The 26492-nt window shown below is 66.7% G+C and carries 27 protein-coding genes and 1 tRNA gene; 10 read left to right on the top strand and 18 right to left on the bottom strand.

Annotated features, from left to right (window positions below; all coding sequences use genetic code 11):
- The first annotated feature begins 21 nt into the window (after positions 1-21).
- Genes ACIPRI_RS19045 through ACIPRI_RS19035 form a run of 3 tightly spaced genes read left to right on the top strand, consistent with a single transcriptional unit; the run spans position 22 to position 1754 of the window.
- Complete coding sequence (locus tag ACIPRI_RS19045; protein ID WP_446623031.1) at positions 22-786, top strand: DUF899 domain-containing protein; 765 nt, start codon at positions 22-24, stop codon at positions 784-786.
- Positions 787-807: 21 nt separating this feature from the next.
- Complete coding sequence (locus ACIPRI_RS19040) at positions 808-1344, top strand: VOC family protein (RefSeq protein ID WP_446623030.1); 537 nt, start codon at positions 808-810, stop codon at positions 1342-1344.
- Positions 1248-1754, top strand: coding sequence for a CinA family protein (locus ACIPRI_RS19035; protein ID WP_446623029.1), 507 nt, complete (start codon positions 1248-1250; stop codon positions 1752-1754). Before ACIPRI_RS19040 ends, ACIPRI_RS19035 begins: the two co-directional genes overlap by 97 nt.
- Positions 1755-1919: 165 nt before the next feature.
- On the opposite strand, the gene ACIPRI_RS19030 is transcribed toward ACIPRI_RS19035, so the two are convergent.
- From ACIPRI_RS19030 to ACIPRI_RS19020, 3 genes are all read right to left on the bottom strand, one after another.
- A complete protein-coding gene (locus ACIPRI_RS19030) occupies positions 1920-2093 on the bottom strand; it encodes a hypothetical protein (RefSeq protein WP_446623028.1) in 174 nt (57 codons plus the stop codon).
- Between the two features lie 331 nt (positions 2094-2424).
- Positions 2425-2658 (bottom strand): hypothetical protein, encoded by a 234-nt coding sequence (locus tag ACIPRI_RS19025; RefSeq protein ID WP_446623027.1) that lies wholly within the window; start codon positions 2656-2658, stop codon positions 2425-2427.
- A gap of 174 nt (positions 2659-2832) precedes the next feature.
- Positions 2833-4545, bottom strand: a complete 1713-nt coding sequence (locus tag ACIPRI_RS19020; protein ID WP_446623026.1) for a hydrogenase maturation protein — start codon at positions 4543-4545, stop codon at positions 2833-2835.
- A gap of 354 nt (positions 4546-4899) precedes the next feature.
- On the opposite strand from ACIPRI_RS19020, the gene ACIPRI_RS19015 reads away from it, so the two are divergent.
- Entirely contained in the window at positions 4900-6828 is a 1929-nt protein-coding gene (locus ACIPRI_RS19015; RefSeq protein ID WP_446623025.1) for a 3'-5' exonuclease, read from the top strand.
- Positions 6829-6999: 171 nt separating this feature from the next.
- Here the strand turns inward: ACIPRI_RS19015 and ACIPRI_RS19010 are convergent.
- Positions 7000-7090: transfer RNA gene (locus tag ACIPRI_RS19010), tRNA-Ser, on the bottom strand.
- Positions 7091-7148: 58 nt separating this feature from the next.
- On the bottom strand, positions 7149-8480 hold the full coding sequence (gene serS / locus ACIPRI_RS19005) for a serine--tRNA ligase (RefSeq protein WP_446623024.1): 1332 nt from the start codon (positions 8478-8480) through the stop codon (positions 7149-7151).
- A gap of 79 nt (positions 8481-8559) precedes the next feature.
- On the opposite strand from serS, the gene ACIPRI_RS19000 reads away from it, so the two are divergent.
- On the top strand, positions 8560-8961 hold the full coding sequence (locus ACIPRI_RS19000; protein ID WP_446623023.1) for a VOC family protein: 402 nt from the start codon (positions 8560-8562) through the stop codon (positions 8959-8961).
- A gap of 108 nt (positions 8962-9069) precedes the next feature.
- Here ACIPRI_RS19000 and ACIPRI_RS18995 read toward each other — a convergent pair whose 3' ends face one another.
- The 3 genes from ACIPRI_RS18995 to ACIPRI_RS18985 are packed head-to-tail and all read right to left on the bottom strand — an operon-like array spanning position 9070 to position 11449.
- A complete protein-coding gene (locus tag ACIPRI_RS18995; RefSeq protein ID WP_446623064.1) occupies positions 9070-10026 on the bottom strand; it encodes a threonine/serine dehydratase in 957 nt (318 codons plus the stop codon).
- Complete coding sequence (ispH, locus tag ACIPRI_RS18990; protein WP_446623022.1) at positions 10026-10994, bottom strand: 4-hydroxy-3-methylbut-2-enyl diphosphate reductase; 969 nt, start codon at positions 10992-10994, stop codon at positions 10026-10028. Before ispH ends, ACIPRI_RS18995 begins: the two co-directional genes overlap by 1 nt.
- Positions 10991-11449 carry an FKBP-type peptidyl-prolyl cis-trans isomerase gene (locus tag ACIPRI_RS18985; RefSeq protein WP_446623021.1) on the bottom strand — a complete coding sequence of 153 codons (459 nt, stop codon included), beginning with the start codon at positions 11447-11449 and terminating at the stop codon, positions 10991-10993. The genes ispH and ACIPRI_RS18985 overlap by 4 nt, the downstream gene beginning before the upstream one ends.
- Before the next feature lie 66 nt (positions 11450-11515).
- Between ACIPRI_RS18985 and radC the strand changes: the two genes are divergently transcribed.
- Together radC and ACIPRI_RS18975 are read left to right on the top strand one after the other, a co-directional pair.
- Positions 11516-12193: a RadC family protein gene (radC, locus tag ACIPRI_RS18980; protein WP_446623020.1), complete on the top strand. Its 678-nt coding sequence runs from the start codon at positions 11516-11518 to the stop codon at positions 12191-12193.
- A gap of 32 nt (positions 12194-12225) precedes the next feature.
- Complete coding sequence (locus tag ACIPRI_RS18975) at positions 12226-12909, top strand: Smr/MutS family protein (protein WP_446623019.1); 684 nt, start codon at positions 12226-12228, stop codon at positions 12907-12909.
- Here ACIPRI_RS18975 and ACIPRI_RS18970 read toward each other — a convergent pair.
- Positions 12890-14116, bottom strand: coding sequence for an NAD(P)/FAD-dependent oxidoreductase (locus ACIPRI_RS18970; protein ID WP_446623018.1), 1227 nt, complete (start codon positions 14114-14116; stop codon positions 12890-12892). The genes ACIPRI_RS18975 and ACIPRI_RS18970 overlap by 20 nt on opposite strands.
- A 127-nt stretch (positions 14117-14243) precedes the next feature.
- Positions 14244-14657, bottom strand: a complete 414-nt coding sequence (locus ACIPRI_RS18965) for a group II truncated hemoglobin (RefSeq protein ID WP_446623017.1) — start codon at positions 14655-14657, stop codon at positions 14244-14246.
- Positions 14658-14808: 151 nt separating this feature from the next.
- Between ACIPRI_RS18965 and ACIPRI_RS18960 the strand changes: the two genes are divergently transcribed.
- Complete coding sequence (locus tag ACIPRI_RS18960; RefSeq protein WP_446623016.1) at positions 14809-15240, top strand: hypothetical protein; 432 nt, start codon at positions 14809-14811, stop codon at positions 15238-15240.
- 99 nt (positions 15241-15339) lie between these two features.
- A complete protein-coding gene (locus ACIPRI_RS18955; protein WP_446623015.1) occupies positions 15340-16209 on the top strand; it encodes a phosphate/phosphite/phosphonate ABC transporter substrate-binding protein in 870 nt (289 codons plus the stop codon).
- A gap of 18 nt (positions 16210-16227) precedes the next feature.
- Here the strand turns inward: ACIPRI_RS18955 and ACIPRI_RS18950 are convergent, their stop codons facing one another.
- Positions 16228-18753 carry an ABC transporter permease gene (locus ACIPRI_RS18950; RefSeq protein ID WP_446623063.1) on the bottom strand — a complete coding sequence of 842 codons (2526 nt, stop codon included), beginning with the start codon at positions 18751-18753 and terminating at the stop codon, positions 16228-16230.
- 61 nt (positions 18754-18814) lie between these two features.
- On the opposite strand from ACIPRI_RS18950, the gene ACIPRI_RS18945 reads away from it, so the two are divergent.
- Positions 18815-19777, top strand: a complete 963-nt coding sequence (locus ACIPRI_RS18945; protein ID WP_446623062.1) for a crotonase/enoyl-CoA hydratase family protein — start codon at positions 18815-18817, stop codon at positions 19775-19777.
- A gap of 3 nt (positions 19778-19780) precedes the next feature.
- On the opposite strand, the gene ACIPRI_RS18940 is transcribed toward ACIPRI_RS18945, so the two are convergent.
- From ACIPRI_RS18940 to ACIPRI_RS18910, 7 genes are read right to left on the bottom strand one after another with little or no spacing between them, the layout of a single operon-like run.
- The gene (locus tag ACIPRI_RS18940) at positions 19781-20668 is read right to left on the bottom strand and encodes a formate dehydrogenase accessory sulfurtransferase FdhD (RefSeq protein ID WP_446623014.1); all 888 of its coding nucleotides are present in this window, start codon (positions 20666-20668) and stop codon (positions 19781-19783) included.
- Complete coding sequence (locus tag ACIPRI_RS18935; RefSeq protein WP_446623061.1) at positions 20665-21063, bottom strand: hypothetical protein; 399 nt, start codon at positions 21061-21063, stop codon at positions 20665-20667. Before ACIPRI_RS18935 ends, ACIPRI_RS18940 begins: the two co-directional genes overlap by 4 nt.
- 2 nt (positions 21064-21065) lie before the next feature.
- Complete coding sequence (locus tag ACIPRI_RS18930; RefSeq protein WP_446623013.1) at positions 21066-22301, bottom strand: formate dehydrogenase subunit gamma; 1236 nt, start codon at positions 22299-22301, stop codon at positions 21066-21068.
- Between the two features lie 15 nt (positions 22302-22316).
- Positions 22317-22577, bottom strand: a complete 261-nt coding sequence (locus ACIPRI_RS18925; RefSeq protein WP_446623012.1) for a hypothetical protein — start codon at positions 22575-22577, stop codon at positions 22317-22319.
- Positions 22574-23194: a formate dehydrogenase FDH3 subunit beta gene (gene fdh3B / locus ACIPRI_RS18920; protein WP_446623011.1), complete on the bottom strand. Its 621-nt coding sequence runs from the start codon at positions 23192-23194 to the stop codon at positions 22574-22576. The genes ACIPRI_RS18925 and fdh3B overlap by 4 nt, the downstream gene beginning before the upstream one ends.
- A 9-nt stretch (positions 23195-23203) precedes the next feature.
- A complete protein-coding gene (locus ACIPRI_RS18915) occupies positions 23204-26191 on the bottom strand; it encodes a formate dehydrogenase subunit alpha (RefSeq protein ID WP_446623010.1) in 2988 nt (995 codons plus the stop codon).
- Positions 26192-26205: 14 nt separating this feature from the next.
- Complete coding sequence (locus tag ACIPRI_RS18910) at positions 26206-26412, bottom strand: formate dehydrogenase (protein WP_446623009.1); 207 nt, start codon at positions 26410-26412, stop codon at positions 26206-26208.
- Positions 26413-26492: the final 80 nt, after the last annotated feature.

Raw genomic sequence — 26492 nt, 5'->3', positions numbered from 1 at the left:
ATGACTGAAAGGACGGACCTCATGAACATGCGCATCGGAAAAGAAGAGCATCCCGTCGTTTCGCGCGACGCCTGGATCGAGGCCAGCCGGCGGCTGGTGGAACGCGAGAAGGAACTCACCCGCCTGCACGACCGCCTGGCGCAAGAGCGGCGCGAACTGCCCTGGGTGAGGATCGAGCAGGACTACCAGTTCCAGACGCACGACGGTCCGCGCAGCCTGGCACAGCTGTTCGGCGCCAACAGCCAGCTGCTCATCTACCACTTCATGCTGGCGCCGGGGCAGGAAGAAGGCTGCATCGGCTGCTCGTTTCTGCTCGACCACGTGGACGGGATCGTGGTGCATCTGCAGCACCACGACGTGAGCGTGGTGGCGGTGTCGCGTGCGCCGCTGGATGAAATCGCGCGCTACCAGGCACGCATGGGCTGGGACATTCCATGGGTGTCCTCGAACGGCAGCGACTTCAACTACGACTTTCGCGTGTCCTTCCGGCCCGAGCAGGTGGCGGCGGGTGAAGTCGACTACAACTTCAAGCGGCAGGCGCCCTGGGGCGAAGAGGCTTCGGGCCTCAGCGCCTTCTACAGGAACGAGCAGGGCGAGGTCTTCCACACCTACTCTTCCTACGGCCGCGGCGGCGAGGTGCTGCTGCCCGCCTATGCCCTGCTCGACATGACGCCGCTGGGCCGGCGCGAACCGGCCGAGGGCGCCAAGATGACCAGTTGGGTCAAGCGCCACGACGAATACCAGGCGCGGCCCCAGGCGGGCCACGGCCATGCCTGCTGCAGCTGATTGATCGCGAGGTGCACCGCCATGCAGAAGATCTCCCCCTTCTTGTGGTTCGACAACAATGCCGAAGAAGCCATCGCGTTCTACACGTCGATCTTCAGGAACTCGCGCGTTACCAGCCTGATGCCGGGGCCCGGCGGCAAGACCATGGGCGCATCCTTCACGCTGGAGGGCCAGGAATTCATGGCGCTCAATGGCGGGCCGATGTTCAAGTTCACCGAAGCCATTTCCTTGTACGTGAACTGCGAATCGCAGGAAGAGGTCGACCACTACTGGTCGCGCCTGGGCGACGGGGGCAGCGGCCCTGCAGAAGGCCTACGACGGCGCCTGAAGGCGATTGACGGCGCTCGTGAACCGCGCGCAAGCGGTGCAGGCTTCGGGCCGAAGGGGATATCGTCCGACAGCAGCGGCCCGGCACGCGGGCATAAGGTCGCGCTCCAGAGCCTTGATCAAAGGAGCGTCCCATGCACGCCGCAGCCGCCGCCGGGCAGCACATTGCCGGCTATCTCGAAGCGCACCACCTGGTGCTGGTCACCGCCGAGTCCTGCACCGCCGGCCTGATCGCCTCGCGCCTGGCCGACGCGCCGGGCGCCGGCGGTGTGCTGGAGGGTGCCTTCGTGGTCTACAGCGCACTGGCCAAGCAGAAGCACCTGGGCGTGAAGCCCACCACCATCGAAGAGCATGGCCTGACCAGTGAAGCCGTGGCGCTGGAAATGGCGCGTGGCGCATTGGCGCGCAGCGAAGCCAATGTGGCGATCGCCAACACGGGCGTCGCCGACGGCGAGGCGGACGAGCCGGAGCTGGAGCCCGGCACCCAATGCTTTGCATGGGTGTTTCGAACCGGCCCGCTGACCGAGCAGGCCTTTACCGAAACCCGGGTGTTCGCGGGCTCGCGCAACGAGGTTCGCGTCGCGGCGGCCGACCACGCGCTGGAAGCGCTGGTGGACCACCACCGCAGCCTGTCGCCCTGACGACAGGGCTCAGCGCAGGACGCAGAAAGGCCGGCCTTCCACATCAGCCCAGACGCAGGCACGGATACAGGCGATCACGATGCGCGGGTCGGTGGCCGGCGGAACGGACGTGAGGCGTATCAACATGACGCGCTCCCGGTTCCCAAGGGGTGCCCTTGCCCACGTTCAGGGCGCGCGCTCCAGCATCCGGCGGATCCGGTAGCCCAGCACATACCAGAAGTAAGCCTCGGCTTCGCTCAGCACGCGCATGCGCGAGCCTGCTGGCGAGATGCATTCATAGCAGTAGCGCCAACCCAGGCTGCCTGCATCCTCTTGTTCGACGTTCGTGTTGCGGTTCATGGCTTTCTCCTGTGCGGGAAGGGCCCGTGCTGGAGGTATATGCCAAAGGCCGTGCGCGCGGCAGCGGCCGGCGGCGGTTCACGCCGTCAGCCGCCGATTCAAAGCCTTGTCCGCTGCGAGCCCTCTTGATGCTGTCGGAAATCACCGACTCATGGAAGGCCGGCACGCCATGGGGCACTGGCGCGCACGCAACTGCGGCGGCGCGCGCGGCTCGTCGGTGGAGGGTCCCGGCGGCTCCGCCGGCTGGGGATTGGGTTCGTCCTGGCCCGGCACCGGCTCGGGCGGTGGCTCGTCGCTACCGGGCTGTTTGGGACGATGGCTGGCGGCTGCGTCAGCCGGTGGCTTCGGTTTCACGCGCGAGCGCCTGCCACCCCTTGGGCGTGATGCACATCACCTGGGCTGCCTTATGGACCTGTGCGCCACCTTCCAGGGTTTCGACGGGAGGAATCAATGCTGCGACCAGGTCCGCAGCGCGCAGCACGCGCAAGCGGTCGATGTCCGCCGGCGCATACAAGGCCAGGGGCAATTCTTTGTCGGCCAACTGCCGTAAAAGCTCCATCGGCATGTCCCAAATCTCCTTTCGCAAATTGAGCGAAGGCAGCCATGTTGGCGCGCCAGCCAGGCTCGGCGCAAGCTTTTCCCCTGATTCGAAGAGTTGATTTGCGAGTAAGAGAAGACAACAACAAGCAACAGGCGCAACAGACGCAACAGGATGCCGCCGCAAGCGCCTCTCGGCGGCTCAGTGGCGCGGGCTCAGCTGCGCGACGTGCTCGGGCGTGGCGAGCGCCTTTTCCTTGCGCACGAAGGCCGAGCGCAGGCCCGCATGCGGCTCGCTCGCATCGAAGAAATTGCGGCGCATGTGCGCCAGTTCCTCGTCACGGTATTGCTGCAGGGGCTTGATCGACTCGTCCCGCTTGCGCGCCGCCTGCTTGCGCGCGATGCGCGCTTGCAGCTTCGGTGCAGCGCCCAGCTGTGCGGCCAGGCGCGCCACTTCGTCGCCGAGTTCTCCCGGCGAGACCTGCAACACACGCTCCGCCATCCCGAGTTCGACCGCGCGCTTCGCGCTCACGGGCAGCGCCGACTGCATGAGCCGTTTCGCCTCGTGCTCGCCCACGCGCTTGGGCAGGATGTAGCTCCAGTACTCGGAGCCGTGCAGGCCCATCAGCTTGTAATGGGGGTTGAGGATGACGCCGTCGCGGCACCACACCTCGTCCGCCGCCAGCGCCAGCATCACGCCGCCGGCCGCGGCGTTGCCACCCAGCGCCGATACGGTCAGCCGGTCGGTGGTGCTGAGAACCGCCTCGACCAGATCGTTCATCGCATGGATGTTGGCCCACGATTCCTCGGAAGGATCGTCCGCGGCCTCGATCACGTTGAGATGGATGCCGTTGGAAAAGAAGTCGCGCATGCCGCCCAGGACCAGCACCTTGGTCGGCCGCGTGCAGGCGAAGCGATAGGCTTCGAGCAGGCGCCGGCATTGGGCGGCGCTCATGGCACCGCCGGGAAAGGAAAAGTTCAGCACGCCAACCTCGCCGCTTTCGCTGTAGCGGATGTCGGTCCAGGTCTGGCGGCCGGCAGGCAGTTGCAGCGGCGCCGGCAATTCGGGCAGCCCGGGCGGCAGCCGTTCGCCCAGCGCCTGTGCCGCAGGCAGCTTGTAGCTGGGCAATGCCGAACCGGGTTCGCGCCAAGGCCGCAGCTGCGCGATCCAGACGGCGCCATCGATGGTGGCGCGGCAGATGGCGCCGGCGCGGGTGGCGAGCAGTTCGCCGGGCTGGCCACGCAACTCGTCTTCCGGGTGACCGCCGTGCAGATACCAGGCGGCGCCCAGCAGATCGTCGAGCACCCCGGGCTGGGAATCGGCCGCACGCAGGGTGCGCAGCACCGAATCGGTCGATTGCGTGGCCCAGTCGATACGCCTTTGGGCCTGCTTCATGAAGGGGCGCCAGCCGGCGGCCAGCGCGGCGGGTTCCTGCCGCTGCGGCCGGTAGGTGCCGCTCGCGAAGCGCTCCACCGCGAGCAGTACCGCGTCGACGGCGGCATCGGCCACCTCGCCGCGGTAAAGGTCGCTCTTGCCAACCAGGGGCGGCACCGCCAGCGGCGACCAGGCCCAGACATCGCCGGCGTCCATCTCCGCGACCGCTTGCAGCACGGTCACCCCCCAGCTTCGCGCGCCGCCCTGCAGCGCCCAGTCGAGCGAGGACGGGCCTCGGTCGCCGGGCGGGCCGGGATGGACGATCAGGCAGGTGTGCTCGGTCCAGACATCTTCGGGGATGGCGCTGGTGAGCATCGGCGCGACGATCAGCTGCGGTGCATGCCGGGCCACCGCGTCACGCAGCGCCTCGTCGTCACCCAGGGCCAGCGTCACTCCGACGCTGTGGCCGCGGTCCTGCAATTCGGTAAGAACACGTTGAGTCAGGCTGTTGAAGGCACTTGCAATCAGCAAAATCTGCACAGGGCACTCCCTCGTTCATGTGTAGAAATTCACAAATGTTTTAGATTTCTGACCAATGTAACCAGCCTTTTGCATTGCACAAGATAGGCCAAAGGTAGTGGAGATGCCGCGCGCCGTGTTGAACGCAGAAAAGAAAAATGGGCCGCGAGGGCCCATTTGGCGAGGCCGAGGGGCCTCAAGCATTGGAGAGAATCATGGGATCAATGAGCATGTGGCACTGGCTGGCGGCCATCTCTTGGATCGCAGTCTTCACTCACAAGCGGCTGATTTCTGCCGGAATGGACAGCGCTCCTGACGCCGTAGCCTTCGGTAACCCGGTCTCTCGTGGATCTAGTAGACAAGGAGGTAGATTTCATGACTTCAAGCCGCGAGCGTTTGAAATGGACGGACGAACAGAAGGACATCCGCGCTTGTGAAAGCGACCGGGTCATCGTTGAGGCCAATGCGGGCGCCGCGAAGACGACAACCGCGGCGTTTACGATTTCGGGCCTCATTGAACGAGGCGCCAATCCCAAGAAGATTCTTTCCTTGAGCTTCACCGAGCCAGGTGTGAAGGCGTTTGAAGCGGCGTTTGCGCGCGTTGATCTGCCCAGGGACGTTGTTCGACAGTTGCGCGTAGGCACGGTCGAAGACTTCTGCGCTGCAAGGCTTGAGCGACTCGAAGGAACCAGGGTCCGACGTGACAAGAGGCCCGAGGGCGTTAGAAATGCGGTCATTGACGCAATCGCGATTGCCAGAGAACTGGCTGAGGCGCGATACCCGGGAGAATTCTCCTTGTACGGCACGGGAGAACTGGCAGTCGAAGGGCTTCTCGAGGAGTTCAGTCAGATCAAGGGATCCATGGCTATCCAGCGCGCCGACGAGTACTTTTCCTTAACGCCTCAGAACGCATGCGACCTGGGATTCAGTTTCACTACCCTTGCTGTATTCAGGGAATACGAGCGCGAGCGAACAACTTTTCTGGACGGAGAAGGCGAGCAGGCAAGATTCCGATATAGGGGCGATGCCACCTATGACCTGGCTCGGCTGCTGATCTCGGACGATCCACCGTTTTCGTGGGAGAACCACCCGCTGTGGGTTGGCGCGGAGGCAGTGGTGCTTGACGAAATGCACGACTGCAACTGGGCCATCTTCACGGTTCTGAAGAAGCTGCTAGAGGTCAACGATGGCTGCGCGTTCCTTGGCGTAGGTGACCGTGATCAGGTAATCCATGCAAGGGACGGCGCCGATTCTTACTTCATGAAGGACGGATTCGACATCGAGATCGGTGAGCCCAAGCGCTTGCCGCTCACGATGACTCACCGCTTTGGCGAGTCGTTGGCGCGGCCGCTCGGCAGTTTCGCGAACAAGGCCTATGCCGCGAACAAGGATCGGGAGTCGGCGGTGGAGGTCAAGGTCGCCAACACGGCAGAAGAGGTGCTCCACGTTGTCGAGGAGGCCGCAAGGAGTCGGCGAGGGCTCGATGAGGATTCTGACCTCCAGGATCTTGCGGTCTTGCTCCGACACCCAGGAAGCGCTGTTGAATTGGAGCACTTCTTGATTGTCAAGAACCTGCCCTACGAAACGGTAGGCTTCAAAAGCTTCCTTGAACGTCCGGAAGTTCTCTTCGTCCGGATGCTGCTCGCCGTCGCGGTCGACCTGCAAGCCAAGTTTGGCACCGAGATGCTGCTGGCTGCAAAGCGCGCGACGTGGCAGTTCGTAGGGGGGACGCTGCCAGGCGCCGGGGACGCAGGTGAGACCGAACGAGTCGTCGACAGCGCAAGCGAGGAGAACTTCCGATCGTTTGTCCTGCAAGGATTGCTTCGCGAGACGGGACGCAGCGTGGCGGAGCGAATCCTTGGAGCAATGGCGTTGGCTAGCAACAACTCTATTGCTGATTTGCCCAGGGTCGTTACAGCTCTTGGGGTGAACGACCTGGCTCGGAAAATTTTTGTGCGAAGTTCAGACGTCGAGGAGGTCGAGTCCTCTATTACTGGTCTTCTCAATGTCGCAAAAGAGTATGCCTCCATCGATTCACTGCTCGACGCTTTGCTTCAGTATGACTACGCTGCAAAGGCAAGAAGCCAGAAAGAGAACCGGATCATTCTCTCCACCATCGAGGCTTCCAAGGGACTTGAGTTCGATCACGCCATTGTTCCGGGTGTAAACGCGGGCAGTTTTGATGGAAACAGCCCAGACGAAAGAAATCTCTTCTACGTTGCCACGTCGAGGGCGCGCAACCTGTTGACTTTCACCCATACAACTGGGCGTGCCAGCAGCTTTCTTGCCAGCTTTCGGCGGTAGGCCCCTCAGATCCCGCCCAGGACCGCGGCCGAGTCCCTGCCAAGGTGCGACGCAAATGGCCAAAAGCCGCCCGCGCAAGGTGCAATAGCGGCAAAAAACCGCAAACTGAATTCAAAAAAAATGGGCCCGTGGGGGCCCATTTGCTCGGAACCCGCATGAATGCTGGGTTCCTGGAGGAGAGGGAGGGATTCGAACCCTCGGTGGGCTATGAACCCACGCCTGATTTCGAGTCAGGTACATTAGACCACTCTGCCACCTCTCCGGTGTGTGTCTGTCGAGCCTACGATTCTAGCAGAGCTTTTGCGGGCTCTTTTTCTTCCTCAGGCCTTCAGCGCGTCCAAGCCACCCAGGTAGGGACGCAGCGCCGCCGGCACGCGGATCGAACCGTCGGCTTGCTGGTGGTTTTCCAGCACCGCCACCAGGGTGCGGCCCACCGCCAGGCCGGAACCGTTGAGGGTGTGCACCAACTCGTTCTTGCCCTGGGCATTCTTGAAGCGCGCCTGCAGGCGCCGCGCCTGGAAGGCTTCGCAGTTGGACACCGAGCTGATCTCGCGGTAGGTGTCCTGCGCCGGCAGCCACACTTCCAGGTCGTAGGTCTTCGATGACCCGAAGCCCATGTCGCCGCTGCACAGCAGCACCACCCGGTAAGGCAGCTCGAGCGCGCGCAGCACCGCCTCGGCGTGGCGGGTCATGTCTTCCAGCGCTTCGTAGCTCTTCTCGGGATGCGTGATCTGCACCATCTCGACCTTGTCGAACTGGTGCTGGCGGATCATGCCGCGCGTGTCGCGGCCGGCGCTGCCCGCTTCGGATCGGAAGCAGGGGCTGTGCGCCGTGAGCTTGATCGGGAGCTGCGCTTCGGGCAGCACCTCGTCGCGCACGAAATTGGTCAGCGGCACTTCGGCCGTGGGGATCAGATAAAGCGCCGAATGGTCGGGCTGGGCCTCGCCCTCCTGCCCCCCCTTCCTGGCGGCGAACAGGTCGCCTTCGAACTTGGGCAACTGGCCGGTGCCGCGCAGCGTGTCGCCGTTGACGATGTAGGGCACGTAGCATTCGGTGTAGCCGTGCTGCTGCGTCTGCACATCGAGCATGAACTGGGCGAGCGCGCGGTGCAGCCGGGCGATCTGGCCCTTCATCACGGTGAAACGCGAGCCGGCCAGCTTGACGCCGGTTTCGAAGTCCAGTCCCAGCGGGCCACCCAGTTCCACATGGTCCTTGGGCGCAAAGGCCAGCGGCGTGGCACCAGCGCCCTCGCCGCCTTGCGGGCTCCAGCGGCGCACTTCGACATTGGCGGTCTCGTCATCGCCCAGCGGCACGCTCGCATGCGGCAGGTTCGGCACGGCGAGCAGCAAGGCCTGCAGCTCGGGCTGGATCTGCTCCAACCGCGCGGCGGAAGATTCCTGTTCGCTCTTGAGCGCATTGACCTCGGCCATCAGGGCGTCGACCGGCTCGCCCTTGGCCTTCAGCGGGCCGATCTGCTTGTTCAGCGCATTGCGCTTGGCCTGGATTTCCTCGGTGCGGGTCTGCAGGCGCTTGCGCTCGGCTTCGAGCGCGCCGAAGGCGGCCACGTCCAGGTAGGGCTGGGGGTTCTTGCGCTTTTCAAGGCCCGCCACGGCGCTGGCGAGGTCTTTGCGTAACAGAGTGATATCGAGCATGCGTCCGATTTTAGGTGGCGGCGTCCGGCGCTAGGATTCGCGACTCGCCATTCACCACCACCCACAAGGAGAGCGCGCAATGGAAGCCTATCTGAGCTTTGACGGCAACGCAGCCGAGGCCCTGGCCTTTTATGCCAAGTGCCTGGACGGCAAGATCCTGTTTTCGATGACCTTTGCCGAAAGCCCCATGGCCGCCGACACCCCGGCCAGCCACAAGAACAAGATCATGCATGCCACGCTGGAGGCGCAGGGCCGCCAGATCATGGCCTCCGACCTGCCGCCCGGCATGGCCTTCGAGGGCTACAAGGGCTTCTCGCTGTCGGTGCAGGGCAAGAACGTCGAGGAAGGCAAGAAGCTGTTCGACGCGCTGTCGGCCGGCGGCAAGATCACCATGCCTTACGGCGAGACCTTCTGGGCCAAGGGCTTCGGGATGCTGCAGGACAAATTCGGCGTGCCCTGGATGGTCAACGTCGAGAAGTGAAGCCCCCCGGCTTTTCACGCCGCTGCGCGGCGTGTAATTCGCCACCCCCCGAGGGGGAGACCCCACCAGCGGACTGGCGAAGCCAGATCCGCGGTGCGTGGCTTGTAGCTAGTTCAGGCTGGCGGGGTCTACGTTGGCGCCGCAGATGATGAGGCAGAGCTTTTCGCCACTGCGCGGCACATAGGCGCCGCTTTGCAGGGCGGCCAGGGGCAGTGCGGCAGCCGGCTCGACGGCAAGTTTGAGTTCGCTCCAGAGCCAGCGCTGCGCGCTGCGGATGGCATCGTCGGAGAGCACCAGCGAATCGCGCACGTGGGCCTGCGTCAGGTCCCAGCCGAAGTGGCCGATGCGGCGTGCGCCGAGCGAATCTGCGGCGATGCCGGAGACGTCGACGTCCACCGGCTCGCCGGCTTCGCGGGCGCGAAACAGCGTGGGTGCCCGTTCAGGCTCGAGCGCCACGACGCGGCTGCGGGACTCGAACCAGGCGGCCAGCCCGCCAATGAGGCCACCGCCGCCCACGCTCACCAGCACGGAGTCGGGCAGGCCGCCCTGGGCCTCGATCTCGCGGCCCAGGGTGCCGGCGCCGGCCACCACTTCTTCCTGGTCGTAGGCATGCGTCAGCAGCGCGCCGCTCTCGCGCTGCCGCGCCAGGCAGGCAGCCAGCGCGTCGGCGTAGGCGGCGCCCTGCACCACCACGCGGGCGTCCAGGGCGCGCAGGCGCGCGCGCTTGGCCTCGGTCGACACTTCCGGCAGGAAGACTTCGCAAGGCACGCCCAGCGCCTTCGCCGCCGCGGCCGTGGCGATGCCGGCGTTGCCGCCCGAAGCCACGATGGCGCCGCTTGGAGGAATGGGGTTGGACAGCAGTCGGTTCATCATGCCGCGCGCCTTGAAGCTGCCGCTGGCCTGCAGGTGCTCCAGCTTGAGCCAGATCTCGGCGCCGGGCTCCCCGATGCCGAACAGCGATGCCGGCAACTTCCACAGCGGCGTCTCGCGCACGAAACCGCGGCCTTGTTCGCGCAGGCGCTGCGCGGCCGCCTCGACGGCGACGCGCCAGTCTTCTCGGCGCATCACGAGATGTGCCCCGGCGTGGCGGCCTGATCGTCCAGCTTCAAGCCCTTGGGCAGCGGAAACTTGATGGTCTCTTCGATGCCGTTCATCTTGCGCACCGACACCGCGCCCAGGGCGCGGATGCGCTCGATCACCTGCGTCACCAGTACCTCGGGCGCCGAGGCGCCGGCAGTCAGGCCCACGCAGGTCTTGCCGTCGAACCACTCGGGCTTCAGTTCATCGGCCGAATCGACCATGTAGCTCTCGGTGCCCAGTCGCTGCGCCAGCTCGCGCAGGCGGTTGCTATTGGAACTGGTCGGGCTGCCCACCACGATCACCAAGTCGACCTGCGGACTGAGGATCTTCACCGCGTCCTGGCGGTTCTGCGTGGCATAGCAGATGTCCTGCTGCTTGGGCTCGCGCACCTTGGGAAAGCGCGCGCGCACGGCGGCGGCGATGTCGGCGGCGTCGTCCACCGACAAGGTGGTCTGCGTCACCACCGCCAGTTTCTCGGTCTGCGACGGCTGCACCCGGGCCACGTCGGCCACGTCTTCCACCAGGTGGATGCCGCTCGACAGCTGGCCCATGGTGCCTTCGACCTCGGGATGCCCCTTGTGGCCGATCATGATGAATTCGAAGCCTTCCTTGGCCAGCTTGGCCACTTCCACGTGCACCTTGGTCACCAGCGGACAGGTGGCATCGAAGATGGAAAAGCCGCGCGCGCGCGCCTCGGCCTGCACTGCCTTGCTCACGCCATGCGCGCTGAACACCAGCGTGGCACCGGCCGGCACTTCGTCCAGCTCCTCGATGAAGATGGCGCCCTTGGCCTTGAGCTCGTTCACCACATAGGTGTTGTGCACGATCTCGTGGCGCACATAGATGGGCGCGCCGAACTTGGCGATGGCGCGCTCCACGATCTCGATGGCGCGGTCGACGCCGGCACAAAAGCCGCGCGGCTCGGCCAGGACGATTTCTTCGACCGTGCTCATAGCACTCCGATCAATCGGACCTCGAAGGTCACGGCCTGCCCGGCCAGCGGATGGTTGAAGTCGAAGCGCACGGCAGTCTCGTTCAGTTCGATCACGGCGCCGGCATAGCTGCCCTGGCCATCCGGCGTGGGGAACTGGACCACGTCGCCGACGGCGTACTTTTCAAGAGGGTCGCCCATCTGCGCCAGCAGCTTGCGCGCCACCCATTGCTGCATCTCGGCGTTGCGTTCGCCAAAGGCCTCGCCCGGCGCCAGCTCGAAGGTGGCGTGGGCGCCTTCGGCCAGGCCCAGCAGGCGCTGCTCGACGGCCGGCGACAGCTCGCCCGTGCCCAGCGACAGGGTGGCCGGCTTGTCGTTGAAGGTGTTGATGACGTCGCCCGCCGGACCGGCCAGGCGGTAGTGCAGCGTGAGAAATGAGCCGGGAATGACGACGGCAGCGGATGTAGACGCGGACAAGGTGGGGAGTCCCTCTTAAACTGAACTGCGTATTTTAGGGAGGGGGGTCAAAGGCCCCGAATGACCATGTCTTTCAAGGATCTGCCCTTGGACGCGCGCCCGCGCGAAAAGCTCATGGCGCGCGGCCCCGCCGCCCTGGGCGATGCCGAGCTGCTGGCGCTGCTGCTGCGCACCGGCCTGGCCGGCAAGAACGTGCTGCAGCTCGCGCAAGAGCTGCTGGACCAGTTCGGCGGCTTGGCCGGCCTGCTGCACGCCAGCCTGGCGGACCTGGGCCGGATCAAGGGCCTGGGCGGCAGCGCCAAGCGGGCCGAACTGGCCGCCGTGCTCGAACTGGCGCGCCGCGCCCTGGCCGAGCGCCTGAAGGAGCGCCCCGCCTTCGATTCGCCCGATGCCGTCAAGAACTATCTGCGCCTGGCCATCGGCGCCCGGGCGCACGAGGTTTTTGCGGTGTTGTTCCTGGACGCCCAGCACCGGCTGATCGCCCTGGAGGAGATGTTTCGCGGCACCCTGACGCAAACCAGCGTCTATCCGCGCGAAGTGGTGGCGCGTGCCCTGCACCTGCATGCCGCGGCGGTGGTGCTGGCCCACAACCATCCCAGCGGCTGCGCGGAGCCCTCCCGCGCGGACGAGCTGCTCACCCAGAACCTGAAGGCTGCCCTGGCGCTGGTCGACGTGCGGGTGCTCGACCACGTGATCGTCGGCCAGGGCGTGTCTCTCTCGATGGCGGAGCGTGGGCTGATCTGAAAAGGGCATCCGCGTCCCGTACGATTCGAAGCATGGCTGCCAAAGGACCCCCTCTCAAGAATCTCGCCGACCTGAAGCGCATCGCCGGCCAGCTGGCCGCGCAGCGCGAACGGGAAGCAGCCGAGGCCGCGGCGCGGGCCGCCGCGCAGAAGAAGCAGCAGGCCGAGCAGAGCCTCTTCGCCCGCGCCATCGGCGCCACCCAGCCGCTGGCCAAGCGCAAGGCCGCGGTGGCGCTGGCGCCCGAGCCGCCGGCGCCGATCCCGGTGCAGCATCAGCTGGACGAGCAGCGCGTGCTGCGTGAATCGCTCTCGGACGAATTCGACGTCAGCACCCTGCTGGATGCCGACGACGCCATGAGCTTTCGCCGGCCCGGCATCGGCACCGACGTCACGCGCAAGCTGCGCGCCGGCGAATGGACGCTGCAGCGCGAGGTTGACCTGCACGGCATGCGCAGCGACGAGGCGCGCGAAGCCCTGTCGCAGTTCATTCGCGGCGCCCACAGGCAGGGCCTGCGCTGCGTGCGCGTGGTACACGGCAAGGGCCTGGGCTCGCCCGGCAAGCAGCCGGTGCTCAAGACCAAGACGCAGCGCTGGCTGATCCAGAAAAGCGAGGTGCTGGCCTTCGTGCAGGCGAAGCCGGCCGAGGGTGGCGCCGGTGCACTCGTGGTGCTGCTAGCCCCAGCTTCGCGCCGAGGTCTCAGGCCAGCAGGCTCTTGAGCGGCACGGCGGCGTCCGCCGCCACCTCGGGCGCCGGGTTGCGGCCGGCTTCCAGCAGTTTGCGGCTCATCATGTGGTCGACCGGGGCGTTGACCGATTCCACGCAGACCAACTGGTCGCCCACGTAGTGCAGCAGCGAGAAGGCCGTGTCGTTCGGCCCCGGCCGGCGCACGGTCTTGTGGCCCGGCGTGCTCTCGGCCGGTACCAGCCCGGCCATCTGCAGGCGCAGGCTGCCCTGGTCCGACCAGAACCATGGCACGGCATCGTGCGCACGCGGCGCGCCGGTGAGGGTCGCCACCGCGGTGCGCGCCTGGTCATTGGCGTTCTGCACCGACTCCAGGCGCAGCGGGCGGCCGGCGCGGCGGTCCGGGAAGCGCGTGCAGTCGCCCACCGCCAGCACGGCCGGGTCGCTGGTCTGCATGTGGGCGTCGACCACGATGCCGTCGGCGCATTCCAGGCCGGCGGCCTGAGCCAGCGCAGTCTCGGGCACGGCGCCGATGCCCAGCAGCAGCAGATCGACCGGCTGGCGCGTGCCGTCGACCTCGACGGACGCCAGGCGCGAACCCTCGACCTGGAAGCCACCGGCGCTCGCACTCAGCACGATCTCCATGCCGGCGGCGCGGTGCGTGGCCAGCACGTGGGCCGACAGCTCGGGCGAGACGGCGCGGCCCAGCAGGCGCGGCGCGCTTTCGATCACCCGCACCTTCTTGCCCAGGGCCAGGGCGGTACAAGCCACTTCCAGCCCAATGAATCCGCCGCCCAGCACCGTCACCTGCTCGGCTTGTGCCAGCCGGTCACGCAGGCGCTGCGCCTCGTCGGCGGCGCGCAGGCTGATCACGTTGTCGAGCGACGCCTCGCCCAGCGCAGGCAGGCGGCGCGCCCGGCTGCCAGTGGCCAGCACCAGCCGCTCCCAGGGCAGCACGGCGCCGGAGCGCAGCCGCACCGTGTGCGCGGCGCGGTCGACGGCCACCACCGGATCGCCCAGATGCAGGTGGATGCCCGCCTCCTGGAACCAGTTGGGCGGCCGATGTGGCTGGGTGGCCTGGTCCGCGCTCTTCAGGAAAGTCTTGGACAGCGGTGGCCGGTGATAGGGCTCGCAAGCCTCTTCGCAGACCAGGTGCACGCGTGCCGCCTGGCCGGCTTCCGCCAGCCCGGCACACAGTTGAGCGGCAGCGTGGCCGCCTCCGATGATGACGATTGGGTTCATGGGTATTGGTTTTCAGGGTTTGTGCCAGCCCCACACCGCGGAACCGGCTTCGCCGGGCCGCAGGTGAGGTCCCCTCCCCGGGAGGTGGCGAATGACACGCAGCGAAGCGAAGTGCAAAGCCGGGAGGTCACCGGTTACGCATCCAGTCGGCAGTCTGGAAAAAACTGTTGCGCAGGCGCTCGCGCAGGGCTTGCGGCACACCGGTCTCGCCCATCGCCTGGTCCATGCAGGCCAGCCATTCGTCGCGCTCCTGGATGCCGATGCTGTGGCCGCCGATGCTTTGCGGCAAGTGGCGCGCCCGCAACATGGGATGGCCGAATCGGTCGGTGTAGTGCTGCGGGCCACCCAGCCAGCCGCACAGGAACCAGAACAGCCGCTGCCGGGCATTGTCCAGCGATGCGCCGTGCACGGCCCGCAGCCGCGCATAGGCGGGCTCGAGGTCCATCAGGTCGTAGAAACGGTCGACCAGTGCCTGCACCTTGGACTCGCCGCCGATCCACTCGAAGGGCGTGTCAAAGGGCGCTTTCTCTTCAATCTGCATGGGCTCGAGTATGGCGTGCGCCGCAAAGCCTCCAGGCGCGCAACGGTGTTTCGTGCATTTGTTGGCAAGTTGCGCCACTTGGCGTGTGGGGCCAAGTGACGTTTAATAAAGCATCCATTAACAATTAGTAAAACTTTGGGGCAGCTACGCCATGGATGCATCGCAACTGTTCGGAACCATCATCAGAATCCTGAACCAGCCGGTCTTTCCGCCGCGCGGCCATGCAGCCCATGCCCCAGTGCGCCAAGCCCACACCCGCGCTCGACCGGCGGCAGCCCTGACGAACCTGGCACCGCTCACGGTGACGCCCATGCCGGCGCCCGCTCGCGCTCCCACCCCGACAAACACGCTGGCCATGCGCACCCTGGAAGAGGTCCGGACCGACCTGGCGCGCCTGCGCGAACAGGCCAAGCAGCGGCAAGCGGCCAGTGCCCAAGCCCGGCGCGACCAGGCGTTTGCGCCCACCGATTTCATGGATTTCGGCGGCGCCAGGCCGGCGGGTGGCCGTCCGGCAACCCCCGCGGCCGGCTCCGGCTTCGCACCCACCGATTTTCAGGAGATGGGCACCGCCAAACCGTCCTGAACCGCCGCTTTCGTACCCTTTGCAAGAATCGCGGCCGGCAATGCCCGGCCCACGGCAACTGCCAGCTGATTCACAGAACACAATAAATCCGGAGACAAGATGCAAGACAGCCACGGGGGCGCGCTTCGCCCATTCATTTCCCGCAAGACGCGCCTGGCCGCCGCCGGCGCGCCGGTGCTTGCCGCCCTGCTGCTGGGCAGTGCCGCCAGCTCGGCCCAGGCCCTGGTGATCGGCGTGACCGAAGGCGTGACCTACCGCGCCACCGACAACGAGATCGAAGCCAAGTTCGCGCCCATTGCCGAAGCACTGAGCAAGTCGCTCAAGCAGCCGGTCACCATCAAGGTGCTGAGCACTTACAGCGGCTCGCGCGCCGCCATGCAGCAGCAGCAGGTCGACCTGGTTTTCGTGCACCCGGCCCACCTGGCTTTCGAGTCGACCAAGAGCGGCCGCTACCAAACCGTCGCCTGGACGGCCGGCTATACCGAATACAAGGTGTCCTTCCTGTGCAAGGATGCGCAGCCGATCTCCAACTGGAAGGAAGTGGCGGGCAAGAGCCTGGTGACGCCCGACCCCGATTCGATCACCGCCGTCATCACCCGCGCCATGTTGCGCGAACAGGGCCTGCAGGACGGCAGCGTGAAGCTGTCCACCACGCGCTACCAGGATGCAGTGCCCTTCTACGTGCAGAACGGCTTCACCGCCTATGGCGCCACCGCCTCCTCGGGCGTGATCAAGGCCTGGAAGGGCGGCGGCGGCAAGACCTGCGCCGAGTCGCGCCCGGTGCCAATCAAGCAATGGCTGACCTCCACCAAGCTGGACGCTGCCACCACCAGCGCCGTGCGCGAAGCCTTGCTCGACCTGTCCAACAGCGACGCCGGCAAGCGCGCGCTGACGGTGTCGGGCTACTCGGCCTTCATCGCCTCCTCGGCCGAACTGGAAAAGTCGCTGACCACCTGGCTCGGGATCTGACCCACCCCCGAATCTCGCTCACTCCGCGGCGCGCCGCAGGGTGTCCACCACCGGCCGGCGCAGCACCTCGCGCAGCCCCCACCAGCCGGCGCCGAGCGCCAGCAGCGCGCCGGCCAGCGCCCCGCCCAGCGGCACCAGCGGCGAGGCGGTCCAGGTGAACTCGAAGACATAGCGGGCCAACGCCCAGCCGATCACCGAGGCCACGATGCTGGCCAGCAGGCCCGCCAGCAGGCCCACGCCGATCAGCTCGGCGCGCTGCACCTGGCGCAGCAGGCTGGCGCGCGCACCCACCGCCCGCATGATGGCGAATTCGCGGGCCCGCTCCTCGCGCGTGGCGCTCACGGCCGCGAACAACACCACCAGGCCGGCTGCCAGCGTGAAGCCGAACAGGAACTCCACCGCGCGGATCACCTGGTCCAGCACCCGCTGCACCTGGCCGATGGTGGCGCTCATGTCGACATTGGTGATGTTGGGGAAGGCGCGCACCAGGGCGTTGTCGAAGCCGCTCTTTTCGGGCGCCCGGAAGGCCCCCATGTAGGTCAGCGGCACGCCGGGCAAGGACCCCACCGTGTACATCACGAAGAAGTTGGCGTGCAGCGAGCCCCAGTCCACCTTGCGCAGCGACGTGATGCGCGAATCGTTCTGCTGGCCGCCGATGTCGAAGCGCAGCGTGTCGCCCAGCTTCAGGCCCAGCGTGTCGGCCAGGCCCTCTTCCACGCTCATCTCGCCTGGCGCGTCGGGTGTCCAGCGGCCGGCGATCACGCTGTTGTGCGGCGGTGCTTCCTGGCTGTTGCTGAGGTTGAACTCGCGGTCCACCAGGCGGCGCGCGCGGTCGTCGGCGTAGTCGTCGGGCGAGACCGGCTTGTCGTTGATGGCCACCAGCCGGCCGCGGATCATGGGATACCAGTCGTACTTGCGCACGCCGGCGACCTGGAGGGCCTTCTGGAATGCCTCGCTCTGCTCGGGCATGACGTTGATGACGAAGCGGTTCGGCGCGTCCGGCGGCGTGGCGCGGCGCCAGCTGGCCACCAGGTCGGTGCGCAGCAGCACCAGCAGGATCAGCGCCAGCAGGCCCACGGCCAGTGCGCTGACCTGCACGACCGCGTACACCGGCCGCGCCGAGATCTGCCGCGTGGCCAGCACCAGCCAGCGCGGTGCCGTCGTCTCCTTGACGCTGCGGCGCAGCAGCTTCACGGCCAGCCAGCTGAGCAGCGCGAACACCGCCACCGCACCCATGAAGCCGCCAACGGCGATCAGGCCCAGCTTCAGGTCGCTGCTGGCAGCCAGCAGCAGGGTGGCGAAGCCGGCCACGCCCACCGCCAGCACGGCCAGCGAGGCCGGCTTCAGATTGCCGACGTCGCGCCGGATCACGCGCAGCGGCGGCACCTGGGCCAACTGCAGCACCGGCGGCAGGCCGAAGGCGAACAGCAGGGTCAGGCCCATGCCCAGTCCGAAGGCCACTGGCCACAGGGTGGGCGCGGGCAAGGCGCTTTCCACCAGCCCGGCCAGGAGCAGCACGAAGACGTAGTGCACCACGAAGCCCACCAGCACGCCCAGGGCACTGGCCGCGAGGCCGATCAGCGCGAACTCGACGGCATAGGCGCCCGCGATGGTGCGCTGGCTCTGGCCCAGCACCCGCAGCATGGCGCAATCGTCCAGGTGGTTGGTGGCAAAGCCGCGCGCGGCCAGGGCCACCGCCACGGCGGACAACAAGGCCGCCAGCAGGGCGACCAGGTTGAGGAATTTCTCGGCACGGTCCAGCGTCTGTCGCATTTCGGGCCGGCCGCTCTCGACGGACTCCAGCCGCGCGCCGCGCAACTCGCCCTTCTTCAGGAGCGCGTCGGCCCAGTCGTTGAAGCTGCGCACCGCGCGCTCGTCGCCGGCAATGGCGAAGCGGTAGCGCACCCGGCTGGCCGGCTGCACCAGGCCGGTGGCAGCCACGTCGGCCTGGTTCAGCATCACCCGCGGCGCAAAGCTCATGAAGCCGGCGCCACGGTCGGGTTCCAGCACGATGATGCGGGCGATGCGCAGCGCGGCGTCGCCCAGCAGCAGCGGGTCACCCAGCTTCAGCCCCAAGGACTCGAGCAGCGGCGCGTCGACCCAGACATCGCCCGGCGCCGGTACGTCCTGCGTGGCCTCGCCCGGCTCACCCGCCTGGGTCGTGGTCTGCAGCTTGCCGCGCAGGGGGTAGCCGGCCGCCACTGCCTTGAGCGCGACCAGCTTGCTGGCGCCGCCCTGTGCGTCGTCGGCGCGGGCCATGGTCGGAAAGCCGTAGTTGATGGTGCTCTGCAGGCCCAAGGCCTTGGCGCGCGCAATGAAGATGTCCGGCGTCGGGTTGTCGCTGGCGAGCACGGAGTCGCCGCCCAGCAGCTGGCGCGCATCGCGCTGCAGGCCACCCTTGAGCCGGTCGGCGAAGAAGCCCACCGCGGTGAGCGCCGCCACGGCCAGCAGCACCGCCACGATCAGAAGCCGCAGCTCGCCCGCGCGCAGGTCGCGCCAGAGGGTGCGCCAGCCCAGGCGCCATGCAGAGGAAGTCGGGGTCATCATGGGCGGGCACGTTAACCCAAATGCGGCGGGCCGGCCGCCCCTCTAGAATTTTTCGTGGATAGCCCTACGAACATCCAGGAGACAACAAGCCATGCCCGAGTTCAATACCCTGCGCATCAGCCAGGACAGCGGCAACCCGCGCATTGCGCGTCTGTTGCTCAACCGGCCGGAACGCCTCAACGCCATCAACGAGGACATGCCGCGCGAGATCCGTGCCGCGGTGGACTGGGCCAACGGCGTGGACGAGGTGCACGTGATCGTGGTGGAAGGCGCGGGCAAGGGCTTTTGCGGCGGCTACGACCTTTCCATGTTCGGCGAAGGCCGCATCGACCACCCCTGCCAGCAGGAACAGAACCCCTGGGACCCAATGCTCGACTACGCCTACATGAAGCGCAACACCGAGGACTTCATGAGCTTGTGGAAGAGCCCCAAACCGACCATCGCCAAGGTGCATGGCTACGCCGCTGCCGGCGGCAGCGACATCGCGCTGTGCTGCGATCTGCTGGTGATGGCCGAAGACGCGCGCATCGGCTACATGCCGACCCGCGTGTGGGGCTGCCCCACCACCGCCATGTGGACCTACCGCCTGGGGCCGACGCGGGCCAAGCAACTCATGTTCACCGGCGACACCATCGATGGCCGCACCGCCGCCGAATGGGGCCTGGCCAACGAGGCGGTACCTCTGGATCGCTTGGAGGAAGCGACCTTGCGCCTGGCCGGCCGCATTGCCGGCGTGCCGCGCAGCCACCTGGCCATGCACAAGATGGTGGTGAATCAGGTCATGCTCAACATGGGACTGGAGCAATCGCAGAGCCTGGCGACGATCTTCGACGGCATCACCCGCCACAACCCCGAGGGCCTGTGGTTCCGCCGCCATGCGCAAGCCGAGGGCTTCAAGTCGGCGGTGCAATGGCGCGACAGCGGGCGGCCGATCCCGGAGGGCGACGAGGCGCGCGCCCTGATCGCGCAGATGGAAGCGCAGGAAGCAGCGCGCCGGCGCGGCACGCCCGGCGACGTGTGAAGCTCAGGCGACGCGAGAGTGCGCGTCCGCCAACTCGGGCTGGAGGATCAAGCGATCGGCGCCCGCGTAGCAGATGAAGCGCCGGTTGGTCGCCCGCCCAATCGCACACAGGCCCACGCGCTGGGCCACGTCGTAGCCCATCTGCGTCATGCCGCTGCGCGAGACCACGATGGGCACGCCCATCTGCGCCGACTTGATCACCATCTCGCTGGTCAGCCGGCCCGTCGTGTAGAAGACCCGCGCCGGGCCCAGCGCGCCAGCGCCGTCGGCGGGCTGCATGGCCATCCAGCCGGCGATGGTGTCGATGGCGTTGTGGCGGCCCACGTCCTCCACGAAGATCTTCATCTGCGCCTCGCTGCCGCCTTGCGCGTCCAGCGTGAACAGCGCGCAGCCATGCACCGAGCCAGCCGACTTGTAGGTGCTCTCCTGGAGGCGGATGGCGTTGACCAGCGCGTAGAGCTGCGCCTGGGTCATGCGGGTGTCCGGCAGCTTCACCTTGTCGATGTCGCTCATCAGCTCGCCGAACACGCTGCCCTGGCCGCAGCCGGTGGTCACCACCTTCTTGGCGGTGCGCTCCTCGATGCGATCGATGCCGGCGTGCGTCTTGACGGCCGCGGAGGCCACCTCCCAATCGACCGTGATCGACTCGATGTCGAAAGCGCTGTTGACCAGCCGCTGGTTCAGCAGATAGCCCAGCACCAGCAGCTCGGGCTGGGCGCCCAGGGTCATGAGGGTGACGAGCTCGCGCCGGTCGACGTAGATCGTCAGGTCGCGTTCGGCGGGAATGGACACGCGCTCGCGCGCGCCGTGTTCATCGACGACTTCGACTTCTCGCGTGAGCGGCGCGCGTGCGCAGGTGAGGCGAGGCAGTGCCTGGCTGGGCCGTGTCACTGCTGCTTGGGTGCCGCCGCCGCTGGCTGTGCGGAATTGGGCGGCGAGCTCGCGGTCGGGCTGGGCGAATGCGCACCAGCCGCTTCCAGGGGCTTGGCGGCTTCCGGCGGCACATAGGCAAAGGGACCGGGGTCGGCGCAGGCCGGCGTGGCAATGGCGGCAGGCGCCTGCTTGCCCGCGGCTGAAGCACTGGCGCGGTACTTCCCGACCACCTTGTCCTGGGCCAGGCACAGCTTGTAGGCATCGACCTTGCCGGTCCACGCGGTCTTGGCAGTCGCTTCGGCCGCCTTGGCCTTGGCTTCGGGCGTCGGGTTGGGCGGCGGCAGCTTGGCAGACGCCAGCAGCGGCGCGCCGGCCAGCAGCACCAGGGTCAGGATCGATGCGGGGGTCTTCATCATCATGTGGAGCTTCCTTCTGCCGCCATGCCGCTCGCCGCTTTCGGGGCGCCCTGGCCGCTGCGCTGCACCGGGATCTTGCCGGCTTCGACGTCCTGGTACCAGTACTCGTGGTGTTCGCGCGCCCAGGTCTCGTCGACATAGCCTTCGCGCATGGCCTTGAACGCGCCCTTCATGCCCAGCGTGCCGATGTAGATGTGGCCCATGATCAGCGCGATCATGAGCAGCGTCGCCACCGCGTGGACCATGTGGGCAACCTGCATTTCGCCGCGGGTGTAGACGAAGCCCGGCAGCAGCTTGTCGAGGAACAGGCCCGAGCCGATCACGATGCTGCCCAGGAACAGCACGCCGCCCCAGAACACCAGCTTCTCGCCCGCATTGAACCGGTTCGATGGCGGCTCGCTCTTGCCGCCGAACAGGCCGCCGCCCTTGGCCAGCCAATGGAGGTCGCCCTTTTGCGGGAAATTGTCGCGGATGAAGGTGATGATCATCAGGATGATGGTCACCACGAACAGCGGTCCGACAAAGTTGTGGATGGTCTTGAGCGCGTAGGTCAGCCAGCCGAACAGCGCGCCGCCGATGATCGGCAGCAGGAAGAACTGGCCGAAGGCCATCACCAGGCCGCTGATGGCCAGCGTGACGAAGGCGGTCGCGTTCGACCAGTGAGTGGCGCGCTCGAAGGGCGTGAAGCGCTCGATCTTGCGGCCGGTTTCCTGCCCGTGCAGACCGATGGTGCCGCGCGTGAAGTAGTAGATGGCCAGCGCCAGCAGCACCACGAAGAGCAGCGCGGCGCCGTAGGGAATGATCCAGTTGTTGCGCACCTGGCGCCAGGCCTCGCCGGCATTGGTGACGCGCGAGCCCGGGTACTGGACCATGGGCTGGATCAGGTTGCCGGCCTCCGGCGCCTCATGCGCGGGCAGGCTGCTGTAGCCCGTCACGCCATTGCCCACCTGCCGCCACATCGGCGCGTTGTTGCCCGGCTGCACCTTCATGCGCTCGCCATTGCTCTGCTCCATGTAGCCTGGCTGGGCACTGGCCTCGGGCTTCACCTCGAAGATGTTCTGGCTGCGGATGCCACCCGCACTGCCCGCGGCGCCGGGCGCCGGCACGGCGGCCGGTGCTGGCGTGACGGTGCCCGACACCGACGGCGGCTGCGACTGCTGCGCGTAGGCACTGCCCACCAACGCGGCGCCCAAGGTTGCGGCGGCCAGGACGAAGCCGCTCAGCGTTCTATTCATGCCGGGGCCTCCCAGTCATTGGGTGCGGGTGTACTCGTTCTGCCCGTTCTGGGCGCGGGTCTTGAGCTCCTGCTCCCAGGACGCCTTGTCGCCTACCTTCCAGCCGGGCGCGGTGAAGACGGTGCCGCCGCCTTCATGCTTGATGCCGCTGGAAGTGCCAGTCCAGGGCGCGGCGTCATGCTTGACGCCGGCGGTATTGGTCTGCGGCTTCTCGCCGCAGGCTGCCAGCACAACTGCCGCGACGGCAGCCGCGAGCGCCAGGCGTGCCGGCTTCATTGCTTGACTCCGTTGTTCGGCTTGCCGGCCTGCTGCGAACCGTAGGCGGTGCCCCAGCCCCAGACCTCGGCACCCTTGCCGCGATGCAGCACGCGGGTACGGAAGATGTCGGCCACCACGTCGCCGTCGCCGGCCAGAAGGGCCTTGGTCGAGCACATCTCGGCGCAGGCCGGAAGCTTGCCTTCGGCCAGGCGGTTGCGGCCGTACTTCTCGAACTCGGCCTGCGAGCCGTGCTCTTCCGGGCCGCCGGCGCAGAAGGTGCACTTGTCCATCTTGCCGCGCGCACCGAAAGTGCCCTGGGCCGGAAACTGCGGCGCGCCGAAGGGGCAGGCGTAGGAGCAGTAGCCGCAGCCGATGCAGACGTCCTTGTCGTGCAGCACCACGCCCTCTTCGGTGCGGTAGAAGCATTGCACCGGGCACACCGCCATGCAGGGCGCGTCCGAGCAGTGCATGCAGGCCACCGAGATCGACTTCTCGCCCGGCACCCCGTCATTGAGCGTGACGACGCGCCGGCGGTTCACGCCCCACGGCACCTCGTTCTCGTTCTTGCAGGCCGTGACGCAGCCGTTGCACTCGATGCAGCGTTCCGCGTCGCAGACAAATTTCATTCGTGCCATTGCGCTTCCTTATGCTTTCTCGACGTTGCAGATGGTGGACTTCGTTTCCTGCATCATGGTCACGCTGTCGTAGCCGTAGGTGGTGGCGGTGTTGATGGCCTCGCCGCGCACCACGGGGTGCGCGCCAGCCGGGTAGTAAGGCAGCATGTCCATGCCCTGCCAACGGCCGGAGAAGTGGAAAGGCATGAACACCGTGTCGGGCGCCACGCGCTCGGTCACCAGTGCCTGCACGTTGAGCTTGGCGCCGGTGGGCGTGTGGACCCAGGCGCGTTCACCATTGCGGATGTTCTTCTCGGCCGCCACCTTGGGGTTGATCTCGATGAACATCTCCTGCTGCAGCTCGGCCAGCCAGGGGTTGGAACGGGTCTCTTCGCCGCCGCCTTCGTATTCCGTGAGGCGCCCGGAGGTGAGGATCAGCGGGAACTTCTCCGCCACCTTGTCCGCCACGTTCTTGTCCTGCACGCTCTTGTAGAGAGTGGGCAGGCGCCAGAAGGTAGCGATGTCCTTGTGCGTGGGGTACTTGGCCACCAGGTCCGGCCGGTTGCCATACAGCGGCTCGCGGTGCACAGGCACCGGATCGGGGAAGTTCCACACCAGCGCGCGCGCCTTGGCATTGCCGAAGGGGTGGCAGCCGTGGTTTTTCATGAACACGCGGATCATGCCGCCCGAGGAATCGGTCTTCCAGTTCTTGCCCTCGGCCTTGGCCTTCTCGGCGTCGCTGAGCTCGTTCCACCAGCCCAGCTTCTTGAGCAGCACGTGGTCGAGCTCGGGGTAGCCGGTGGTGATGTCGGCGCCCAGCGAATACGAGCCGTCTTCGGCCAGCAGGTTCTGGCCGTCGCGCTCCACGCCGAAGTTGGCGCGGAAGTTGCCGCCGCCATCCATCACGTGCTTGGAGGTGTCGTACAGGTTGGCGCTGCCCGGGTGCTTGAATTCCGGCGTGCCGTAGCAAGGCCAGGGCAGGCCGAAGTAGTCGCCGGCGATGTCGTAGCCGTTGACCTTGTCCTTGAGCGAGCCCTTGGCCTTCAGCGTGGTGACGTCGAAGGCGCCCATGTTGCGCATGTGGGCCTGCAACCGCTCAGGGCTCTGGCCGGTGTAGCCGATGGTCCAGACGCTCTTGTTGATCTCGCGCAGGATGTCGTCCGGCAGGGGCTCGTCCATGCCCTTGATCTTCTGCATCTTGTAGTTCTTGGACAGCTCCTTGCCAAAGCCCAGGCGGTCCGCGAACTGCTGCATGATCATGTGGTCGCTGCGGCTTTCCCACAGCGGATCGATCACCTTCTCGCGCCACTGCAGCGAGCGGTTCGATGCCGTGACGGAACCGCTGGTCTCGAACTGCGTGCAGGCCGGCAGCAGGTACACGGCGCGGTTCGGGTTCTGGTCTTCGGGACGGCCCGGCATGGCGGCCATGGCAGCTGTGGCCGAAGGGTACGGGTCGACCACCACCAGCAAGTCGAGTTTATCCATGGCCCGCTTCATCTCCAGGCCGCGGGTCTGCGAGTTGGGTGCGTGGCCCCAGAAGAAGACGCCGCGCAGGTTCGAGTCCTGGTCGATCAGCTCGTTCTTCTCGAGCACGCCGTCGATCCAGCGCGACACCGTCATGCCCGGCTTGGTCATCATGGCCGGCGAGGCGTATCGGCTCTTGATCCATTCGAAGTCCACGCCCCAGGCGGCGGCGAAGTGCTTCCAGGAGCCTTCGACGATGCCGTAGTAGCCGGGCAGCGAATCGGGGTTGGGGCCCACGTCGGTGGCGCCCTGCACGTTGTCGTGGCCGCGGAAGATGTTGGTGCCGCCGCCCGACACGCCCACATTGCCCAGCGCCAGCTGCAGGATGCACGAGGCGCGCACGATGGCGTTGCCAATGGTGTGCTGGGTCTGGCCCATGCACCAGACGACGGTGCTGGGGCGGTTCTGCGACATCCAGGTGGCCACCTTGAGCACCTGCGCCTCGGGCACGCCGCATACCTCTTCGACCTTGTCGGGCGTCCACTTGGTCATCACCTCTTCGCGCACCTTGTCCATGCCGAAGACGCGGTCGTTGATGTACTTCTTGTCTTCCCAGCCGTTCTTGAAGATGTGGTGGAGCATTCCAAACAGGAAGGCGATGTCCGAGCCCGAGCGGATGCGCACGTACTCGTCGGCCTTGGCCGCGGTGCGGGTGAAGCGCGGATCCACCACGATGACCTTGCAGCCGTTCTCCTTGGCATGCAGCAGGTGCAGCATGCTCACCGGATGCGCCTCGGCCGCATTGGAGCCGATGTACATCGCCACCTTGGCGTTGCGCATGTCGTTGTAGGAGTTGGTCATGGCGCCGTAGCCCCATGTGTTGGCCACGCCGGCCACCGTGGTCGAGTGGCAGATGCGCGCCTGGTGGTCGCAGTTGTTGGTGCCCCAGAAACTGACGAACTTGCGCAGCAGGTAGGACTGCTCGTTGCTGTGCTTGGACGAGCCGATCCAGTAGACCGAATCGGGCCCGCTGGCCTTGCGCAGATCCTGCAGCCGCGCCGTGATCTCGGTCAGCGCCGCATCCCAGCTGATGCGTTCGTACTTGCCGTTGACCAGCTTCATCGGATAGCGCAGCCGGTATTCGCCGTGGCCGTGCTCGCGCAACGCGGCGCCCTTGGCGCAATGCGCGCCCAGGTTGAGGGGCGAATCGAAGACCGGCTCCTGGCGCACCCAGACGCCGTTCTCGACCACCGCGTCGGAGGCGCAGCCCACCGAGCAGTGCGAGCACACGGTGCGCTTGATCTCGACCTTGCCGGCGCCAATGGCCGGGCCATGGCCCTCGGCCGCCTGCGCCTTGCGCACCAGGCTCAGCTGGCCGGCCGCCAGACCAACACCCACGCCCAGGCCCGAGCGCCGCAGGAAGGCGCGCCGGTCCATGGTCGGCAGGGCATTGGCCAAGCCGCGCCGCAGGCTGTGGACGAAGGGGGAGTTGTTGTTGGCGGAAGTGGAAGCTTGGATGGCGGAGGCGCCATTCGATTTGCGGGTGAGCAGCATCGTCGGTCCCGTCCTCAGGCAGAAGTGGTTCTGTAGTAGTGCTTCACGTGCTCGGAAAGCTGGTAGCCGCCGCCTTTTTCCGGCGCCGGCCTGGCAGCCGGCTGGGGGGCTGCGCTCACGGCGTCGACCTTGGGCAAGACCGCCACTGCGGCGGCTGCGGCGGTGACGCCGGCTGCGCCGGCAAAGAAGCTGCGGCGCGACGATTTCTGCTTTTCATTCATGTGGCTGTCCTGCATGTCAACTCCAGGATTGGCTCAAATCGAAAGAAGATATGAACGCATTTACATAGGTTTGCATAGTA

This window comes from Variovorax sp. LARHSF232 (assembly GCF_052871435.1).
Note: the sequence above shows the minus strand (reverse complement) of the source record. Positions and strands in the feature narration are given on the sequence as shown.

What these genes read in the sequence shown, in the direction of transcription:
- ACIPRI_RS19045 (WP_446623031.1), top strand. Translation starts at nt 22, where the DNA reads ATGAACATGCGCATCGGAAAAGAAGAGCATCCCGTCGTTTCGCGCGAC.
- ACIPRI_RS19040 (WP_446623030.1), top strand. Translation starts at nt 808, where the DNA reads ATGCAGAAGATCTCCCCCTTCTTGTGGTTCGACAACAATGCCGAAGAA.
- ACIPRI_RS19035 (WP_446623029.1), top strand. Translation starts at nt 1,248, where the DNA reads ATGCACGCCGCAGCCGCCGCCGGGCAGCACATTGCCGGCTATCTCGAA.
- ACIPRI_RS19030 (WP_446623028.1), bottom strand. Translation starts at nt 2,093, where the DNA reads ATGAACCGCAACACGAACGTCGAACAAGAGGATGCAGGCAGCCTGGGT.
- ACIPRI_RS19025 (WP_446623027.1), bottom strand. Translation starts at nt 2,658, where the DNA reads ATGCCGATGGAGCTTTTACGGCAGTTGGCCGACAAAGAATTGCCCCTG.
- ACIPRI_RS19015 (WP_446623025.1), top strand. Translation starts at nt 4,900, where the DNA reads ATGACTTCAAGCCGCGAGCGTTTGAAATGGACGGACGAACAGAAGGAC.
- serS (WP_446623024.1), bottom strand. Translation starts at nt 8,480, where the DNA reads ATGCTCGATATCACTCTGTTACGCAAAGACCTCGCCAGCGCCGTGGCG.
- ACIPRI_RS19000 (WP_446623023.1), top strand. Translation starts at nt 8,560, where the DNA reads ATGGAAGCCTATCTGAGCTTTGACGGCAACGCAGCCGAGGCCCTGGCC.
- ACIPRI_RS18995 (WP_446623064.1), bottom strand. Translation starts at nt 10,026, where the DNA reads ATGCGCCGAGAAGACTGGCGCGTCGCCGTCGAGGCGGCCGCGCAGCGC.
- ispH (WP_446623022.1), bottom strand. Translation starts at nt 10,994, where the DNA reads ATGAGCACGGTCGAAGAAATCGTCCTGGCCGAGCCGCGCGGCTTTTGT.
- radC (WP_446623020.1), top strand. Translation starts at nt 11,516, where the DNA reads ATGTCTTTCAAGGATCTGCCCTTGGACGCGCGCCCGCGCGAAAAGCTC.
- ACIPRI_RS18975 (WP_446623019.1), top strand. Translation starts at nt 12,226, where the DNA reads ATGGCTGCCAAAGGACCCCCTCTCAAGAATCTCGCCGACCTGAAGCGC.
- ACIPRI_RS18970 (WP_446623018.1), bottom strand. Translation starts at nt 14,116, where the DNA reads ATGAACCCAATCGTCATCATCGGAGGCGGCCACGCTGCCGCTCAACTG.
- ACIPRI_RS18965 (WP_446623017.1), bottom strand. Translation starts at nt 14,657, where the DNA reads ATGCAGATTGAAGAGAAAGCGCCCTTTGACACGCCCTTCGAGTGGATC.
- ACIPRI_RS18960 (WP_446623016.1), top strand. Translation starts at nt 14,809, where the DNA reads ATGGATGCATCGCAACTGTTCGGAACCATCATCAGAATCCTGAACCAG.
- ACIPRI_RS18955 (WP_446623015.1), top strand. Translation starts at nt 15,340, where the DNA reads ATGCAAGACAGCCACGGGGGCGCGCTTCGCCCATTCATTTCCCGCAAG.
- ACIPRI_RS18950 (WP_446623063.1), bottom strand. Translation starts at nt 18,753, where the DNA reads ATGACCCCGACTTCCTCTGCATGGCGCCTGGGCTGGCGCACCCTCTGG.
- ACIPRI_RS18935 (WP_446623061.1), bottom strand. Translation starts at nt 21,063, where the DNA reads ATGAAGACCCCCGCATCGATCCTGACCCTGGTGCTGCTGGCCGGCGCG.
- ACIPRI_RS18930 (WP_446623013.1), bottom strand. Translation starts at nt 22,301, where the DNA reads ATGAATAGAACGCTGAGCGGCTTCGTCCTGGCCGCCGCAACCTTGGGC.
- ACIPRI_RS18925 (WP_446623012.1), bottom strand. Translation starts at nt 22,577, where the DNA reads ATGAAGCCGGCACGCCTGGCGCTCGCGGCTGCCGTCGCGGCAGTTGTG.
- fdh3B (WP_446623011.1), bottom strand. Translation starts at nt 23,194, where the DNA reads ATGGCACGAATGAAATTTGTCTGCGACGCGGAACGCTGCATCGAGTGC.
- ACIPRI_RS18915 (WP_446623010.1), bottom strand. Translation starts at nt 26,191, where the DNA reads ATGCTGCTCACCCGCAAATCGAATGGCGCCTCCGCCATCCAAGCTTCC.
- ACIPRI_RS18910 (WP_446623009.1), bottom strand. Translation starts at nt 26,412, where the DNA reads ATGAATGAAAAGCAGAAATCGTCGCGCCGCAGCTTCTTTGCCGGCGCA.